The organism is Streptomyces sp. NPDC047453 (assembly GCF_040643155.1).
Classification (GTDB): Bacteria; Actinomycetota; Actinomycetes; order Streptomycetales; family Streptomycetaceae; genus Streptomyces.
In genome coordinates this window covers 1-16087 of sequence record NZ_JBEYTS010000067.1, presented here as the reverse complement: position 1 = coordinate 16087, position 16087 = coordinate 1, and the positions used below count along the sequence as shown (strand labels likewise).

The window sequence follows — 16087 nt, the reverse complement described above, 5'->3', positions numbered from 1 at the left end:
TGGGTTCGTTGCGTCAGGCCGTGCGGGTGCGCGGGCGACGGTGGTGCTGGGGCGGGTGCGTCAGCCGCTGCTCCAGCAGGCGGGCCGCCTTGCGCAACGCGTCGAGCCGGTCCTCGGGACCGTCCGGGAAGCGCTCGCTCGCGGCCCCCAGGCTGAGGCTGCCGTAGGGCTCGGCACCGAGGAAGACCGGCACGGCGACGGTGCCGATACCGGCGTCGTACTCGCCGGCCGTCCATGCGTAGCCCTGCGCCCTGACCTGGCGGAACTCGCGTTCCAGCTGGTCGGGGTCGGTGACCGTGCGCTCGGTGAACCGGGCCATGGGCCGGCCGCGGAACAGCCGGTGGCGCTGCTCGTCGGGCAGGAACGCGTAGTACGACTTGCTGGTCGCCCCCGCGTGCGCCGGGTACAGCTCGCCGACCAGAGGGTAGTACCGCAGCGGCCCCTCCTCGCCCTCGACCGCCGCCACGCACCGCATGTGGAAGCTGTCGGGCAGACAGAACAGGACCGTGTCCCCGGTCGCCGCGCGCAGTTCCTGAAGGACCGGTTCCGCGAGCAGTTCCAGCGAGCCGGAGCGCTCCCAGAGGCGGCCCAGCCGCAGGGCGGCGGGACCGATCCGGTAGCGGCGGGTCGCCGGGTCGGACACCAGGAAGCCGCGCCCGGCCAGGGTGGACAGCAGCCGCTGTGCGACCGAGGTGTCCCAGCCGAACTCGGTGGCGACCTCCGTCACCCCCCAGTCGGGCCGGGTGCGCTCGAACGCCAGCAGCACCAGCAGGGCGCGGTCGACGGTCTGCAGTGCCCCGGCCGGGGTCTTCCGGTCGACGGGGATGTCAGGCACGGCAACTCCTCTCCGTATGACGTCCGCCCCTCCGCCCATCTCGCCATTCAGACCTGAATTGCAGATAACGGGAAACAGTTGCGAAGAAGGTTAACGGATCCCGAATCTTCTGTCAGCACCGCCTCAGGTGCGGATCAGGAGAAGCTGCCCATGTTGAAGTACGTCCTGGACATCGTGGATCTGCTGGACGATCCCGATGCCGACGGCAAGGGAGTCGCCGCCTACCTCGACTCCGTGGCGGGCCCCGCCGGCTCCGGCGCCCAGGTCACCACCGTCACCGGTGAGCGGGGCTCCACGGACTTCGTCCTCGTGCGCGTGCCGGGCCGCACCGGCCGCGGCCGCGGTGGCGCCTCGCGCACCCTCGGCGTGGTCGGTCGGCTGGGCGGTGTGGGTGCCCGTCCGGAGATCACCGGCCTGGTCTCCGACGCGGACGGCGCGATCGCCGCGATCGCCACCGCCGCCAAGCTGCTGGACATGCGCCGCCGCGGCGACGTGCTCGACGGCGACGTGATCGTGGCCACTCACATCTGCCCGAACGCCCCGACCGCACCGCACGACCCGGTGCCGTTCATGGACTCGCCGGTCGACATCGCCACCATGAACCGGCACGAGGTCACGGACGAGATGGAGGCGGTGCTCTCCATCGACACCACCAAGGGCAACCGGATCATCAACCACAAGGGCCTGGCCCTGTCGCCCACCGTCAAGGAGGGCTGGGTGCTCAAGGTCGGCGAGCAGCTGGGGGAGCTGCTGGCCGTGGTCACCGGTGAGCCGTTGGTCACGTACCCGGTGACCACGCAGGACATCACCCCGTACGGTAACGGTGTACACCACATCAATTCGATCCTTCAGCCGGCCACGGCGACATCCGCCCCGGTCGTCGGCCTCGCGGTCACCTCGGCCGCGGCGGTGCCCGGCTGCCAGACGGGCGCGAGCCACGAGACCGACATCGCGGCCGCCGCCCGGTTCGCCGTCGAGACCGCCAAGGCCTACGGCGGCGGACGCCTGGACTTCCACGACGACGTGGAGTTCGACCAGCTCGTGTCCCGTTACGGCTCGCTGGCGCACCTGCAGACCCTCGGCCGCGCACCCAGGGAGTCGTGATCATGGCCGCTCACAAGAACACCGCCACCGCACCGGACACCGCCGGCCACAGAGCGCTGGGCAGCGACGACTACGCGCTCGCCCGCGTCCCGCGCAGCGAACGGCTCGGCTTCTGGACGATGCTGCTCCAGTGGCTCGCCCAGTCCGGATCGATCTCGCAGTTCACGCTCGGCGCCACCATCGGCGTCGGAATGTCCTTCGGCAACGCGTTGCTCGCCTTCACCCTCGGCGCCGTGATCCTGGAAGTCGTGATCTTCGCGATCGGCCTGGCCGGAATGCGCGAGGGCCTGGCGACCCCCCTGCTGACCCGCTGGGTCGGCTTCGGGCGCAACGGTTCCGCGCTGGTCAGCCTCGTCATCGCCATCAGCCTCGTCGGCTGGTTCGGAGTGCAGAACACGATCTTCGGCAACAGCGTCTCCGCGCTGGTCGGCGGCCCCTCGTGGCTGTGGTGCGTCGTCGCGGGCCTGGCCATCACCGTCCTGGTGGTCTTCGGCTTCCGGTACATGGCGGTCTTCGCGAAGATCGTCACCCCGCTGTTCTTCGCGATGGTCGCCTGGTCCGTCACCGACGCCCTGACCAAGCACTCGATCTCGGACCTCGTCCACTCGCCGGCCCCCGGCCCCGCGGTCCCGCTGTCGGTCGCCGCGACCGCCATCGCGGGCGGCTTCATGACCGGCGCGATCGTCGCGCCCGAGATGACCCGCTACAACAAGAAGGGCGCGCACGTCTTCGTGCAGAGCGCCTCGTCCATGATCCTGTCCGAGTACATCGTCGGCATGACCGGTGTCCTCCTCGGCCACATGGTGGGCAGCAACCAGGTCTCCCAGATCGTGCTCTCCACCTCCGGCGTCTTCGGCGTGCTGGTCGTCCTGATGTCCACGGCGAAGATCAACGACTGGAACCTGTACGGCTCCTCGCTCGGCGTCGTGAACTTCTTCCAGGTCGTCTTCCGCAAGCGCCTGAGCCGCGGCGCGGTCACCATCGTCCTCGGTCTCGTCGGCACCCTGCTGTCCGCGGTCGGCATCATGACCCACTTCACCGACTTCCTGACGGTGCTCGGCGTGGCCATCCCGCCGGTCGGCGGCATCATCGTCGCCGAGTACTGGGTGGTGCGGCGCATGCGCGGACCGCTCGACGCCACCCGCGAGGCGCAGACCCTGCCCGCCACCTCACCGGTCTGGGTGCCGATGTCCCTGGTCATCTGGGCCGCGGCGTTCTGCGTCGGCAAGTTCTACGACGGCGGGATCCCCGCCCTCAACTCCCTGCTGACCGCCTTCGTCCTGTACAGCGTGCTCGGACTCGCCGGCTGGGTCAGGACGTACGGCACCACCACCCTCGACGACGAGCCCTCCGAAGGCAGCGGGCAGTCCCCGGCCGCCACCGGCACGGCCCCCGTAGGAGCGTCATGAGCACCACCCCCTCACTCGTCACCGCCTCCGAGGAGGCACAGCGTGAGGTCGTCGAACTGTGCGCGGAGCTGATCCGCTTCGACACCTCCAACCCCACCAGTGACGAGCGGGCCTGCGCAGACCGCGTCGTGGAGCTCCTGGCCGAGGCCGGCATCACCTCGGAGTTGGTGGAGAGCGCGCCAGGCCGCGCCAACGTCGTCGCCCGCATCCCCGGCGGCGATCCCGGCCGCGGGGCACTGCTCGTCCACGGCCACCTGGACGTCGTACCGGCCGACCCGGACGAGTGGCGGGTCCCGCCGTTCTCCGGCGAGATCCGCGACGGCTACCTGTGGGGCCGGGGTGCCATCGACATGAAGGACACGGTGGCGGTCATGCTGGCCACCGCACGGCACTTCGCCCGCACCGGCACCCGGCCGTCCCGCGACATCGTCCTGGCCTTCCTCGCCGACGAGGAGGCGGGCGGCAGGTACGGCGCGCACTGGCTGGTCGAGCACCGGCCCGAGCTGTTCGCCGGCGTCACCGAGGCGATCGGCGAGGGCGGCGGGTTCAGCTACGCGCTCGACGACACCCGGCGGCTGTACCCGATCGAGAACGCCCAGCGCGGCATGGCCTGGATGGAACTGACGGCCACCGGCCGCGCGGGCCACGGCTCCTCGCCCAACGACGAGAACGCGGTCACCGACCTCGCCGAGTCGCTCACCCGCATCGGCCGTCACACCTTCCCTATCCGCCTGATCGAACCGGTGCGCGCGCTGCTCGCCGAGGCCGCGCGGCTCCAGGGCGTCGACATCGACTTCGACGCCGAGGACCTCGACAAGGAACTCGCCAAGCTCGGTCCGGTCGCCGACTTCATGCAGGTGGTGCTGCGTAACTCCGCCAACCCCACCATGTTCTCGGCCGGTTACCAGACGAACGTGATCCCGGGCCGGGCCACCGCCCGCGTCGACGGCCGCTTCCTGCCCGGCCACGAGCAGGAACTCGTCGACACCATCGACGCGTTGCTCCTGCCGTCGGTGGCCCGGCAGTGGGTCAACCACGACATCGCCATGGAGACCTCCTTCGACGGCCCCCTCGTCGACGCGATGTGCGCGGCCGTACGCGCCGAGGACCCCGACGGGCATCCGGTCCCGTACTGCAACCCGGGCGGCACCGACGCGAAGGCCTTCACGAAGCTCGGCATCCGCTGCTTCGGCTTCAAGGGCCTGAAACTGCCCCACGACCTCGACTACGGCCGCCTCTTCCACGGAGTCGACGAACGGGTCCCCCTCGAAGGCCTGCGCTTCGGCGTCCGGGTGATGACCCGCCTGTGGCAGAACTGCTGAACGACCCTCCGTGCGGCTCGGCGAGAAGTCACTCACCGAGCCGCACGGGTGCCCTTGACGAGCCGTGTCAGTACTGGTCGGCCACTTGCTCGGCGACCGAGAACTCGGCTCCGCACTCCCCGCACGTCGCACTGCCGAAGAGGTGGGTGAGCCCCACGGCGACGCGCTCGGCCCCCGCTTCGAAGGCCGCGTCGTGGAGCTGCCGCGCGGGTCCCTCCAGATTCTCGGGGAGGGCGGGGCGCAGTGGTGTGCCCGGGGGCGCCGGGCTCGTAGTCACCGACCGCGGAGAAGTAGCCGGCCTCGCCGATCGCGATGAACACCCCCATGTCGCACTCCGGGCACGCGAGCTCGTACTCTTCGTCGGCCAAGCCCTCCAGGCACTCGGACCACACCGGGACACCCTCGAATGCCATGGCGGACTGGAGCAGGTAGACGTACACCTCCGGATCCGCCGGCTCGCGAACGCGCCGAGTAGGTTCTGCTTTGGTGACAGAGCCGCGACCACAGGTCGTTCCACAGGTCCTTCGTCGGCTCAGTTTCAAGCCGGCCGAACAGAGCCGGAAGGTCCTGCGCGGAGCCGTAGGCGTGCTTGAGACGCGACCAGTCCGTCATGCGGCCATCCCCTCGGCAGTCCGGTTCCGAGGAACCTCGGCCGTTCTCGACATCTCGGTGTTCACGCTGATCATCATGCCGCAGGGCTCTGAAGTGGTCAGTCGGTTCCGAGGCCGTCGATCAGTCGGATGAGGAAGCGGGTGAACGTGGCTTCCGGGGTGAGGGGTCGGCCCGGGGCGGAGAGGGCCGCGGCGAGTTCAGGCGTCGGCGCTCATCCGCGCAATCCCGGCAGCGGCGAGTCTCCGGTGGACGCCACCACCTTCACGCCGGTGCGCGTCATGCTGCACGCGGACTCGGCGCTGACGCTCGCCCACGGTTCCGGACCGGCTTGACGCTTCACCATTAGGCGGCCCGGCGATGCTGCCGGACGGCGAACGGCACACGTCGACGCGGGCCCCGCGGGGAGCGAACTCCCGGCGGGGCCCGCGTGCTCAACGCGCTTCCGCAGCCACCGGTTTGGGGATGAGGAACGACGTCACGACGGCGACGGCCATGATGACCGCACCCGTGATCATGGCGGTCGTGTAGTCGCCGGTCGACGCCGGGTCGGCGGGTGCGGCCGCGGTCTTGACCGCGTACAGCACCGCGAAGCTCAGACCGGCACCGAGGTTGAACGCACCCGCGTTCAGACCGGGCAGGAACCCGGGGTTCTCACGCGGGGACAGCACGATGCCGAGCCCGTTGAGCACGATGTTCCCGATCCCGGCATAGGTGATCCCCACCAGGATGGACGCCGTCAGCAGCAGGGCGCGCGAATGGCCGTGCAGCGTGAGGATCATCAGCACGACGGTCGCCGCGGCCCCGATGAGGCCGATGCGCAGGATCCGGCCGTATCCGAAGGTGGCGGCCAGCCGGCCCGCGATCGGGCCCATGGCCAGTCCGGCCAGGGCATACGGCGTGAGGGTCCACCACGCGGACTGCTGCGCGGACATGCCCAGTCCGGCCTGCGCGTCCTCGGCGAACGCCGGGATCAGCCCGTTCATGACGGCGAACACACCCGTCATGGTGAGCACCGTGGTCAGCAGGAGCGCCCATGTGGAGCGCTGCCGCAGATGGCGCGTGGCGACCAGCGGATGCCCGCTGCGGTCCTCGGTGCGCCAGAAGAGCGCGAAGGCGGCCGCGGCGACCACGACGAGCAGGGCGATCAGCGGCCAGTTGGCCGCGGCGAGCTTGCCGGCCTCGTTCAGCGCGATGAGCAGCGAGCCGACCGAGACCACGAGGAGCACGACGCCGGGCCAGTCCATGCGCGCGGTGACCGGCGCCTTGGACTCGCGGCTCATCAGAGCGACCATCCCCGTGGCGGCCGCCGCCACGACGGCCATCGCCCAGAAGACCGACTGGAACCCGTGGTGGTCGGAGAGGTAGCCGCCCGCGAGAGAGTCGACACCGGCGACTCCGCCGTTGAAGGCGGTGATCACACCGAGCAGGGTGCCGTAGCGCTTGGGCTCGGTCACTTCCTCCCGCAGCATGATCAGGCACAGCGGGACGACCGGGCCGGACACGCCCTGGATGACACGCCCGGCGAACAGGACCGGGACGTTGTGCGCGAACGCGGCGACGACACATCCGACGGCCATCAGGGCCAGCATGCCGGTGAGGACCTTGCGGCGGCCGACGACATCGCCCAGCCGCGGCAGGAACAGCGAGAACAGGGCCGCGGAGGTGAAGAACGCGGTCTGGGTGAGCCCGATCTCGGCGGAGGTGGCGTGGAGGGCGCCCTCCATGCTCTTCAGCGCCGGGCTGATCATGCTGGCGTTGAGCTGGAAGGCCACGCACGCGGCGAGCAGCGCGGTCAGCAGCACACCGATCCGGACGGGGGAGCCCTGCCCCGAGGCGGGCGGTCTGCCGGTTGTGGAAACGCTGGGAACGGTCATGCCTGGACGTCGCCGATCCGCTCGAGGGCGTCCACCACCAGGTTCCAGAACCGCTCGTGGTCGAGCTTCACCGCGACCTGGGTGTGGCAGTCGTCCGGGGCGGGCGCCCGGAAGTCGGCCACGGTCATGCCGAGGGTCAGGGTGCCGGTCAACTCGATGTCCACGGGGGCCTTGCGCACCGTCATGACCTCCGGGTCGATGACGTACGCGACCGCGCAGGGGTCGTGCACGGGCGGGAACTCGAAGCCCTGGGCCTGCTCGTACATCGCGCCGAAGAAGTCCAGCAGTTCCAGGACGAACTTGGCGGGCGCGGTGCCGACCGCGGCGATCTTCTCGGTGACGGCGGGCGTCGCGAGCGCCTGGTGCGTGAGGTCGAGACCGACCATGGTGACCGGCCAGCTCTCGTTGAAGACGATGTGCGCGGCCTCGGGGTCGATCTTGATGTTGAACTCGGCGACCGCGCTCCAGTTGCCCTCGTGGTAGCCGCCGCCCATCAGGACGACCTCGCGGACGCGCGAGGCGATGCGCGGCTCCTTGCGGACCGCCATGGCGATGTTGGTGAGACCGGCGGTCGGCACGATCGTGATCTCGCCCGGCTCGTGCGACATGACCGTGTCGATGATCAGGTCGACCGCGTGGCGGCGGTCCAGTTCCAGGGTCGGCTCGGGCAGCACGGGTCCGTCGAGCCCGGACTCGCCGTGGATGTCCGGCGCCGTCTCGATGGCGCGCACCAGAGGCCTGGGGCAACCCGCGGCGAAGGGCACCCCGGTGATCCCGGCGATGCGGGCCACGGACAGGGCGTTGCGGGTCACCTTCTCCAGCGTCTGGTTCCCGACCACGGTCGTGACGGCCACGAGCTCGATCTCGGGATTGCCGTGCGCCAGAAGCATGGCGATGGCGTCGTCGTGCCCCGGGTCGCAGTCGAGGATGATCTTTCTGGCCAACGGAGAGCCCCTTTGCTCGCTTACCTTTGGTGAAACCGATCTCCGGGGACGCCCAGGGGCGGACGCGTCCGGAGGGCGCCGAGTGGTCCGGCGCCTCGGGAGACGTTAGGGAAAACGTTCTCCCGAACATTCGCCCATTTCTCGCCGATGTGTCAATGGCCGTTACATCTTTCCTTCACGTACCCCTGCTCGGGGACAGTCTGCGACGGAGGAGGCGGGTGATAACGTTCTCCGGCATCGGTGCTGGTCGGTGCTGGAGGCCCAGGTGCCGGCCAGGAAACCGACCCGATAGAAGGGGGCGGAGCATGGTGACCGAGGTGACATTGCGAGACGTGGCTCGCGCGTCGGGCTGCTCCGTCGCCACGGTGTCCCGCGTGCTGGCCGGCACCCGCCCGGTGGGAGCGGAGACGGCACGCCGCGTGCGGGCCGCGGCCGAAAGCCTCGGCTACCGTCCCAACCAGGTCGCCCGCGCCCTGCGCAGCCGCTCCACCGGCACCATCGGCCTGGTGCTGCCGCAGATCACGAACCCCTTCTTCCCCTCCCTCGTACGCGAGGTGGAGCACGCCCTGCACGCCGGGGGCCGCGCCCTGCTGCTCGCCGACTGCGACGACGACCCGCGGACCGAGGCGGCCCGGATCACCGCACTGCTGGACCGGCAGGTGGACGCGCTGCTGGTCATCCCCGTCGACGAGACGCACAGCCGCGAGGCCGTCGAACTCGCGGCGGCCCGCGTCCCGTTGGTCCTGCTCGACCGCTCCTGCGGCCCCGGGATCGCCGATTCGGTGGCCGTCGACAACGCCGCCGGCATGTCCCTCGTCCTGGACCACCTGGCCCGCACCGGGCGCCGCCGGTTCTGCTTCCTCGGCGCCGCCGGTACCGCCTCGACCGCCGTCGAACGGCGCACGGCCTACGCGGCGGGCGTCGCCGCCCTGGACTCGACGGCATCCGACCGCACCGAACTCGGCGACTTCTCCGTGGAGTGGGGGCGGGCCGCGGTCGAGCGGATCTGGCCGGCCCGCCCGGATGCCGTCGTCTGCGCCAATGACCTCATCGCGGTCGGAGCGGTGCAACGTCTCGGACAACTCGGCGTCGACGTGCCCGGCGAGGTCGCCGTCACCGGCTTCGACGACATCCCCATGGCGAGCCTCGCCGAACCGAACCTGACCACCGTCCGCCAGCCGGCCGCCCAAGTGGCGGCCGAGGCGCTCCGGCTCCTCGACCAGCGGCTCGCCGGCGGGGGAGCCGAGGCGTACCGGTCCGTCCGCCTCTCACCCGAACTCGTCGTACGCGCCTCCAGCACGCCCCGCGCCGTCGCGCCCACGACCATTCCCGGCAGCAGAACCCCAGAGGAACACCAGTGATCGCAGTCGTCGGAAGCCTCAACCTCGATCTCGTCACACCCGTTCCCCGGCACCCGGTGCCCGGGGAGACCGTGCTCGGCGGGGACATCGTCGAGCACCCCGGCGGCAAGGGGGCCAACCAGGCGGTCGTCGCGGCCCGGCTCGGCGGGCAGGCCGCCATGATCGGCCGCGTCGGCGAGGACGAGGCGGCCGACGTGATGGCCGCCGCGGTGCGCGCCGAAGGCGTCGACACCGCGTACCTCACCCGCACCCCCGGGGTGCCCACCGGGCGCGCGCTGATCGCCGTCAACCCGTCGGGCGAGAACTCCATCATCGTCAGCCCCGGCGCCAACTCCCGCCTGACGGCGGCCGACTGCCGGACCGCCGCCGACGTGCTGAACCGGGCCAAGGTCACCGTCCTCCAGCAGGAGGTCCCCGACGAGGCCAACCACGCGGCCGCCGAGCTGGCGGGCGGCATCGTCGTGCACAACCCCGCACCCGCCGTCGCAGGCGCCGTCCCGCCCCGCCACGTCGACGTACTGGTCCCCAACCGCACCGAGTTGGCCGCCCTCACCGGCACCCCGGTCCCGGAAACGATCGACGAGGTCGCCGCCGCCGCGGGCAAACTGAGCGGACCGGGCGCGGTCATCGTCACCCTCGGCGGTGACGGCGTGCTGCTCCTGGAGGGCACCGCGCGGCTGCACATCCCGGCCTTCGCGGTCCAGCCGGTGGACACCACGGCGGCCGGCGACTGCTTCTGCGGCGCGCTCGCCGTAGCCCTGGCCGAGGGCCGCACCCTGGAACAGGCCGCCCGCTGGGCCTGCGCCGCGGCGGCACTCAGCACCACCCGCCCCGGCGCCCAGCCGTCGCTGCCCCACCGCGACGAGGTGGAGGCCTTCCTCAAGCGCTGAGGACTCTCGGTGATCGAGGGCCTGTCGTAGGGCAATGCCCGACCTCGATGCGACGGTCAGGGGCCTGATACGGGACGTCGGCACCACTCTGCGCCCGCCGGGCTTCCGCGGTTCCGGCGGCGTCTGCGCTCCGCTCTCCTCGCTGCCGCCGTACAAGCGGCGGGCCGGTTGGCGCAGTTGCTGCAACCAGGCCGCTACGTCGACGAGTTGTCGGCACTCCCGGACCAGCGGTTGGGTCACTGGGAGGCGCTGGCGGTACTGCTCGCCGGGCGAGGGCCCTCACCGGAACCGCACACCGCGTGCGCCGGGCCGCGCGCACCCTCCGCCGACCGCCCCTTGGCCGCCCGAAGCATCGATGCTCATCAAGCGGGCACTGGCGAATCCACGCTGACGGCTGTGACCAGCCGGGGGCCCGGGATATTGCGTTGTGGGACCAGGACCAGCCCCGTAGGGTCCCGGCATGTCCCTACGTGTACGTATGCGTCAAGCCCTCCCGGAAGCGATGCGCGCCCGCGACAAGGCCGCGGTGAGCGCCCTGCGCGCGACACTCGCCGCACTGGACAACGCGGAGGCGGTGCCCGTGGGCGAGACCGAGACGCGTGGCCTGGCCCTGGAACAGTCACCGGTCGGTGCCGGCGCCACCGAGGCCTTGCGACGTGAGTTGAGCGAGAGCGGCGTGGCGGACATCGTGCGGGCCGAGGCCACCGAACGACTCGAAGCCGCAGAGCAGTTGACCACCCCCGCACACGCCGACCGAGCCGCCCGACTCCGCGAGGAGGCCTCGGTACTGCTCCGCTTCCTGGACGGCCACGGCACCGCGTGACAACTGCCGCACGTGAGCCCTCCGGTGGCATGCGGCAGATTCAATTCGCTGTGCGATGCGGTACCGGTCGCGACCGGGCGGTACCGCACGTTCACCGTGGCCGAGTGGTCGTCCCCGTTGAGCAGTTCGAGTCGGACGGGGGCGCCGCCGGGGTTGTCGTACAGGCGGATTCCGTCGCCGAGTCGCGGATCATCGCCATCAGCGTCCGATGGGTATCGGCGTCGGCGGCCGCGACGAGTCCGCGGGCCGCCGGCCCGATCGGAGCGCCGTCGATCCCGGTGACCACGCAGCCGGCGGCCCGGCACAGAGCGATACCGGCGGCGAAATGCACGCTCCCGGACAGGTCCCCGCCGTCGGTGACGTACGCGGCGCGCCTGCCGGCAGCGACCCAGGCCAACGCGATTGTCGTGGAGACGACCCGCGGCCGGAACCGCTCGACGAACCCGGGGCAGGCCAGCAGGTCCACGGCCCGGAAGCCGGGCGCGCTCGGGAACGGCGGGTCCAGGTTGACGTCCACCAGCCGGGTCGCGGGCGTGGGCGTCAGCAGCACAGAGGCCCCATCCCGCCGCACCCAGGCGGCCTCGCCGCTGGTGAAGAAAACCTCGCCGCTGAACGGATCGGCCACCGCCGCCGCCCCGTCGCGCAGCGCCACGTTGACAGCGACCAGCATGTTGCCGACGGCGTAGTTCAGCGTGCCGCACAACGGATCCACCAACCACTGACGCGCGGCGTCGGAAGCACCCTGCCGTCCGCTCTCCTCACCGAGCACCGCGTCATCCGGCCGGGCGGCCCGGAGGACGGCGAAGATCGCCTTTTCGGCCTCCACATCGGCGGCCGTGGCGAAGTCCCCGGCACCCTTGTCGACGCGGGCGAGCGGCCGGCCGTACAAGGTGCGCACCACGTCCGCGCCCGCACGTGCCGCAGCGATGGCAACCCCGGCATCATCAAGTCCCGCGTACGAGTTGATCACGCCCCGCAGAGTAGTCGAGACCGGGAACAGCCCCGCCGCTTCACCGGCACCGGTCGCTCACCGCGGGCAGGAACCCGCAAACCGCCTCCGTGAATGCCTCCGGCGCCGCAGCGTGGATCAGGTGCCCGACCGGGATGGTGACCACGCTCCCGTCGGGGACGCGGCGGGCGAGCTCGGCGATGCCGTCCTGGGGGACGTGACTGTGCGGACCGCCGGCCAGCACGAGGGTTTCGGCGGTGATCCGGCCGAGTCGCTCCAGCCACCGCGGGTCCGGGTGGTCGATCTGGCGTCTGATGGCCGGCACCGTTTCCCAGTCGAAGTCCAGTTCGCCGTCCGGCCTGGCCGGGACGGTCGGCTCCCGGGGACGGGGGACCGGAACGTCCTCGAGAACGAGCCGTCCGACCCGCTCCGGGTGGTCCTCCGCGAGCAGGTAGGCCACGACCCCGCCCATGGAATGCCCGATCAGATCCACGGGACCGAGTCCCAACACGTCGAGAAACCGGACCACGTCGGCCTTCATGAGTTCCAGCGAGTAGTCTCCCGGCCAGTCGCTGCGGCCGTGACCGCGAAGGTCGAGGGCATACACCCGTCGGCTGCGCGCGAAGACGCGAGCCACGCTGTCCCAGGTGGTGACGTTCTCACCCAGCGCGTGCAAGAGGACAAGCGGCTGGGCATACGGCGCCCCCCACACCTGATAGGCCAGTCGGATCCCGCCTACGTCGACAACGCAGTGATCAACCATGCTCGGAGGGTAGACGACGGCGACCGGGGCGTTCATCGAGTTGACGCTGTTGGGGGGGGCGGGCTCCGACGGTCTTCGGCTGGGAGTATCCGGGATGACAGGGCGCCCCGGCGGGGGAGGGGTCGCTCCTATGTGCGGTCCTTGTCACCCCGGCGGTCCCGTATCCCATCGGAGACATCGGGTAGGGCCCCTCTGTGGGCCAGGGCGGTGCCGGCACTCGCCCCGCAGCGGAATGAGTGCAAACTCGGTGAAATCGCCATCCGCCCGTCGGGCATGTGATCCGGATTCCAGGGCCCTTTCGGTGAAGGACGACTCTGGAACGGGAGATATGACCCACACGGATCGCAGGGCATCGGCCGGTGCAGCCACGCGACCGCGGAACGAGGGGGCGGTCACAGAGGAAGTGCTGGTGCCGCAGGCGCCCCCTGCGGCACGGGTGATCGTCGCCGGGAAGGGAAGAGACCGGCTCGCCGCCCTGGACGGGCTGCGGTTCCTGGCGGCGCTGTCGGTGGTGCTCTTCCACTTCGTCGGCCAGACCCCCGGGGCGATGAAGGGCATCTGGGGGCGCCCCTACCAGAGCCTCTTCCCGGAGCTGCACGGCTACCTCGCCTTCGGGCGGCTCGGCGTCGACCTGTTCTTCCTGATCAGCGGCTTCGTCATCTGCATGAGCGCGTGGGGGCGCACACCGCGTGACTTCTTCATCTCACGCGTCACCCGCCTGTACCCGATGTACTGGATCGCGATCCTGGTGTCGGCATGCGTCATCTACTTCGCCGACACCCCCTTCGGACACCCGCACCCGCGCGTCCTGCTCGCCAACTTCACGATGCTGCAGACCCCGCTCGGCGTGTCCAACCTGGACCCGGTCTACTGGACCCTCTGGCCGGAGCTCTGCTTCTACCTCACGTTCGCGGTCGTGGTGTGGAAGGGCCTCACCTACCAGCGCGTAGTGATCTTCTGCGGGTTGTGGACGGTCGCCGCGGTACTCGCGCCCGCCGCCCACATCCCGCTGCTCACGCTCGTGGTGAACCCGACGTCGGCCCCGTACTTCATCGCGGGCATGGCCTTCTACCTCATGCACCGGTACCGGCCGACACCTCTGCTGTGGGGCATCGTCGCCATGTCGTGGCTGTTGGCACTGCACTTCCTGCTGGCACCCACCGGTGGCCGCAACAACTGGGAGACCTGGTCGCCGTGGCGCGGCTGGCTGGTCCTGGCGGTCACGGTCTTCTTCCTGATGGTCTGCGCCATCGCGCTCGGCTGGACCCGCCGGCTTCGCTGGCGCGGGCTGACCGTCATGGGCACGATGACCTTCCCTCTGTACCTGTTGCACGACACGCTCGGAATGACCGTCGCGCACCACTTCGGCGACCGGGTCGATCCCCTGCTCCTGGTCGGAGTCACGGTCGCCGCGCTGGTCGTGCTGTCCTATCTCGTGCACCGGTTCGTGGAGCGCCCGATGGTGCTGGCCATGCGGCGTTCGCTGAAGACCGCCGCGTTCGGCCCGGAGCCGCCGACTCGGCGCCGTTGAGCGAGTCGGCTACATCTGCTGTCCGCCCGGGGCGCCCGCGGTCGCGGCGCCGTCCGTCTGCCGGAGTTCGGCGAGCAGTTCGTTCTGGCCGGCCAGGAGTTCGGTGAGGATGCGGCGGGCCGCGCGCAGCAGTTCGGCGACATCGCCGCCGGCGAGGGCGTAACGGACCGTGGATCCCTCCCGGATGACACGACGATGCCCGAGCGTCGCAGCACGGCCAGTTGCTGCGAGAGGCTGGACGGCTCGATCTCGATGTCGGCGAGCAGATCACGTACGGGCACGGGACCGTGCTGGAGCAGCTCCAGGACCCGGATGCGCACGGGGTGCCCGAGCATGCGGAAGAACTCCGCCTTGGCCTGGTAGAGGGGGACTTGCATGAGTGCGTGCTCCCTGCCGCATCGGGGATGGTCCAAGACGCGGTGGCGCCCCGGAGGGCGCCACGTGGAATGTGCCTTGCAGAGCAGATCCTTCTCGACCCGGACCGCGTGTCACCACGAGTTGGAATCATGCTGATGTGGTGACCGGTGATCTTGCGCGCAAGCCCCGTCCCTTCAGGGCGGGGTTAGCGCATCCTCGAAGCGCGCCCGGCCGTCAGACCGGGCGTTTCTGCTGTTCGATGTACTGCCGGATGATCGACAGTGGTGCGCCGCCGCACGATGCTGCGAAGTACGACGGGGACCAGAAGTGTCCATGCATGATTGCCTGGTTCACGCGGCCGGTGAAGTCCCGGCGCAGGATGCGCGCGGAGACGCCCTTGAGGCTGTTCACCAGTTTGGAGACGGCGACTTTCGGCGGGTAGTGCACGAGCAGGTGCACGTGGTCGTCCTCACCGTTGAACTCTGTCAGCTCTGCTCCGAAGTCTTCGCACACCTTGCGCATGGTGTCCTCGCAGACGCTCAGCATCGTGTCATCCAGGACGCCGCGCCGGTACTTGGTCACGAAGACCAAATGGACATGCATTGCTGAAACTACGTGCCTGCCGCGGCGATATTCGGTCTCTGCAGCCATGGACCAAATGGTACGGTCGTGGCTGTGCAGCTGAGGTACAACTTCCGCGTGTACCCCGAGCCCGGCCAGTCCGCCGCGCTGGCGAGGGCGTTCGGGTGCGCTCGTGTGGTCTTCAATGACGGGCTGCGTGCCCGGCAGGAAGCCCACGCGGCGGGGCTGCCGTACGTCAAGGACACCGACTTGCAGAAGCAGGTCATCACCATTGCCAAGCGCACCGATGAGCGGGCGTGGCTGGGTGAGGTGTCCTCCGTGGTGCTGGTGCAGTCGCTGCGGGATTTGCACGCCGCGTACCGGAACTTCTTCGCCTCGGTCACCGGCAAGCGCAGGGGCCCCAAGGCTGCCCCGCCGCGTTTGAAGTCCCGCAAGGACCGCAGGCAGTCGATCCGGCTCACCGCGAACGGGTTCAGCATCCGGCGCAACGGGCGCCTGTACGTGGCCAAGGTCGGCGACCTGCGCGTGAAGTGGTCCCGTACGCTGCCGTCCATCCCGACGTCCGTCACGGTCACGATGGATGCCGCCGGGCGGTACTGGGCCTCGTTCGTCGTCGACACCAACCCGGACATCCTTCCCGAGACTGGGACGGACACCGGGATCGACCTCGGCCTGAACCACTTCGCCGTCCTCGCCGACGGCCGCAAGGTTGATTCCCCGAAGTTCCTGCG

Annotated in this window: 15 protein-coding genes and 2 pseudogenes; 8 read left to right on the top strand and 9 right to left on the bottom strand. The window is 70.3% G+C overall.

Annotated elements, in window-relative coordinates; genetic code table 11:
* Nucleotides 1–13 precede the first annotated feature (13 nt).
* A complete protein-coding gene (locus tag ABZ818_RS34385) occupies nt 14–874 on the bottom strand; it encodes an IclR family transcriptional regulator (RefSeq protein ID WP_361423546.1) in 861 nt (286 codons plus the stop codon).
* A 111-nt stretch (nt 875–985) separates the two neighbouring features.
* On the opposite strand from ABZ818_RS34385, the gene ABZ818_RS34380 reads away from it, so the two are divergent.
* The 3 genes from ABZ818_RS34380 to ABZ818_RS34370 are packed head-to-tail and all read left to right on the top strand — an operon-like array spanning nt 986 to nt 4670.
* Nucleotides 986–1939 (top strand): DUF1177 domain-containing protein, encoded by a 954-nt coding sequence (locus ABZ818_RS34380; RefSeq protein WP_361423543.1) that lies wholly within the window; start codon nt 986–988, stop codon nt 1937–1939.
* A 2-nt stretch (nt 1940–1941) separates the two neighbouring features.
* Nucleotides 1942–3348, top strand: a complete 1407-nt coding sequence (locus ABZ818_RS34375) for a cytosine permease (RefSeq protein WP_361423540.1) — start codon at nt 1942–1944, stop codon at nt 3346–3348.
* Entirely contained in the window at nt 3345–4670 is a 1326-nt protein-coding gene (locus tag ABZ818_RS34370) for a M20/M25/M40 family metallo-hydrolase (protein WP_361423537.1), read from the top strand. Before ABZ818_RS34375 ends, ABZ818_RS34370 begins: the two co-directional genes overlap by 4 nt.
* 67 nt (nt 4671–4737) lie before the next feature.
* On the opposite strand, the gene ABZ818_RS34365 is transcribed toward ABZ818_RS34370, so the two are convergent.
* The 4 genes and pseudogenes from ABZ818_RS34365 to ABZ818_RS34350 form a co-directional block, all read right to left on the bottom strand.
* Nucleotides 4738–4947: a hypothetical protein gene (locus ABZ818_RS34365; RefSeq protein WP_361423534.1), complete on the bottom strand. Its 210-nt coding sequence runs from the start codon at nt 4945–4947 to the stop codon at nt 4738–4740.
* A 432-nt stretch (nt 4948–5379) separates the two neighbouring features.
* A pseudogene (locus ABZ818_RS34360) lies at nt 5380–5484 on the bottom strand (TetR/AcrR family transcriptional regulator); the annotation flags it as partial.
* Between the two features lie 229 nt (nt 5485–5713).
* Nucleotides 5714–7156 (bottom strand): MFS transporter, encoded by a 1443-nt coding sequence (locus ABZ818_RS34355; RefSeq protein ID WP_361423531.1) that lies wholly within the window; start codon nt 7154–7156, stop codon nt 5714–5716.
* A complete protein-coding gene (locus ABZ818_RS34350) occupies nt 7153–8100 on the bottom strand; it encodes a nucleoside hydrolase (protein WP_141364909.1) in 948 nt (315 codons plus the stop codon). The genes ABZ818_RS34355 and ABZ818_RS34350 overlap by 4 nt, the downstream gene beginning before the upstream one ends.
* A gap of 305 nt (nt 8101–8405) precedes the next feature.
* Between ABZ818_RS34350 and ABZ818_RS34345 the strand changes: the two genes are divergently transcribed.
* The 3 genes from ABZ818_RS34345 (at nt 8406) to ABZ818_RS34335 (ending at nt 11174) form a co-directional block, all read left to right on the top strand.
* Nucleotides 8406–9461, top strand: coding sequence for a LacI family DNA-binding transcriptional regulator (locus ABZ818_RS34345; protein WP_361423528.1), 1056 nt, complete (start codon nt 8406–8408; stop codon nt 9459–9461).
* Complete coding sequence (gene rbsK, locus ABZ818_RS34340; protein ID WP_361423525.1) at nt 9458–10351, top strand: ribokinase; 894 nt, start codon at nt 9458–9460, stop codon at nt 10349–10351. The genes ABZ818_RS34345 and rbsK overlap by 4 nt, the downstream gene beginning before the upstream one ends.
* Nucleotides 10352–10853: 502 nt before the next feature.
* A complete protein-coding gene (locus ABZ818_RS34335) occupies nt 10854–11174 on the top strand; it encodes a hypothetical protein (protein ID WP_361423603.1) in 321 nt (106 codons plus the stop codon).
* A gap of 91 nt (nt 11175–11265) precedes the next feature.
* On the opposite strand, the gene ABZ818_RS34330 is transcribed toward ABZ818_RS34335, so the two are convergent.
* Together ABZ818_RS34330 and ABZ818_RS34325 are read right to left on the bottom strand one after the other, a co-directional pair.
* On the bottom strand, nt 11266–12144 hold the full coding sequence (locus ABZ818_RS34330; protein ID WP_361423522.1) for an inositol monophosphatase family protein: 879 nt from the start codon (nt 12142–12144) through the stop codon (nt 11266–11268).
* Nucleotides 12145–12184: 40 nt separating this feature from the next.
* Entirely contained in the window at nt 12185–12886 is a 702-nt protein-coding gene (locus ABZ818_RS34325) for an alpha/beta hydrolase (RefSeq protein WP_361423519.1), read from the bottom strand.
* 409 nt (nt 12887–13295) lie between these two features.
* Between ABZ818_RS34325 and ABZ818_RS34320 the strand changes: the two genes are divergently transcribed.
* Nucleotides 13296–14417, top strand: coding sequence for an acyltransferase (locus tag ABZ818_RS34320; RefSeq protein ID WP_361423516.1), 1122 nt, complete (start codon nt 13296–13298; stop codon nt 14415–14417).
* A gap of 9 nt (nt 14418–14426) precedes the next feature.
* Here the strand turns inward: ABZ818_RS34320 and ABZ818_RS34315 are convergent.
* Nucleotides 14427–14794: pseudogene (locus ABZ818_RS34315) on the bottom strand (metalloregulator ArsR/SmtB family transcription factor).
* Nucleotides 14795–15008: 214 nt separating this feature from the next.
* Entirely contained in the window at nt 15009–15425 is a 417-nt protein-coding gene (gene tnpA, locus ABZ818_RS34310; protein WP_361423513.1) for an IS200/IS605 family transposase, read from the bottom strand.
* Between the two features lie 24 nt (nt 15426–15449).
* On the opposite strand from tnpA, the gene ABZ818_RS34305 reads away from it, so the two are divergent.
* A partial coding sequence (locus ABZ818_RS34305; protein WP_361423600.1) for a transposase occupies nt 15450–16087 on the top strand: 638 nt, incomplete at its 3' end.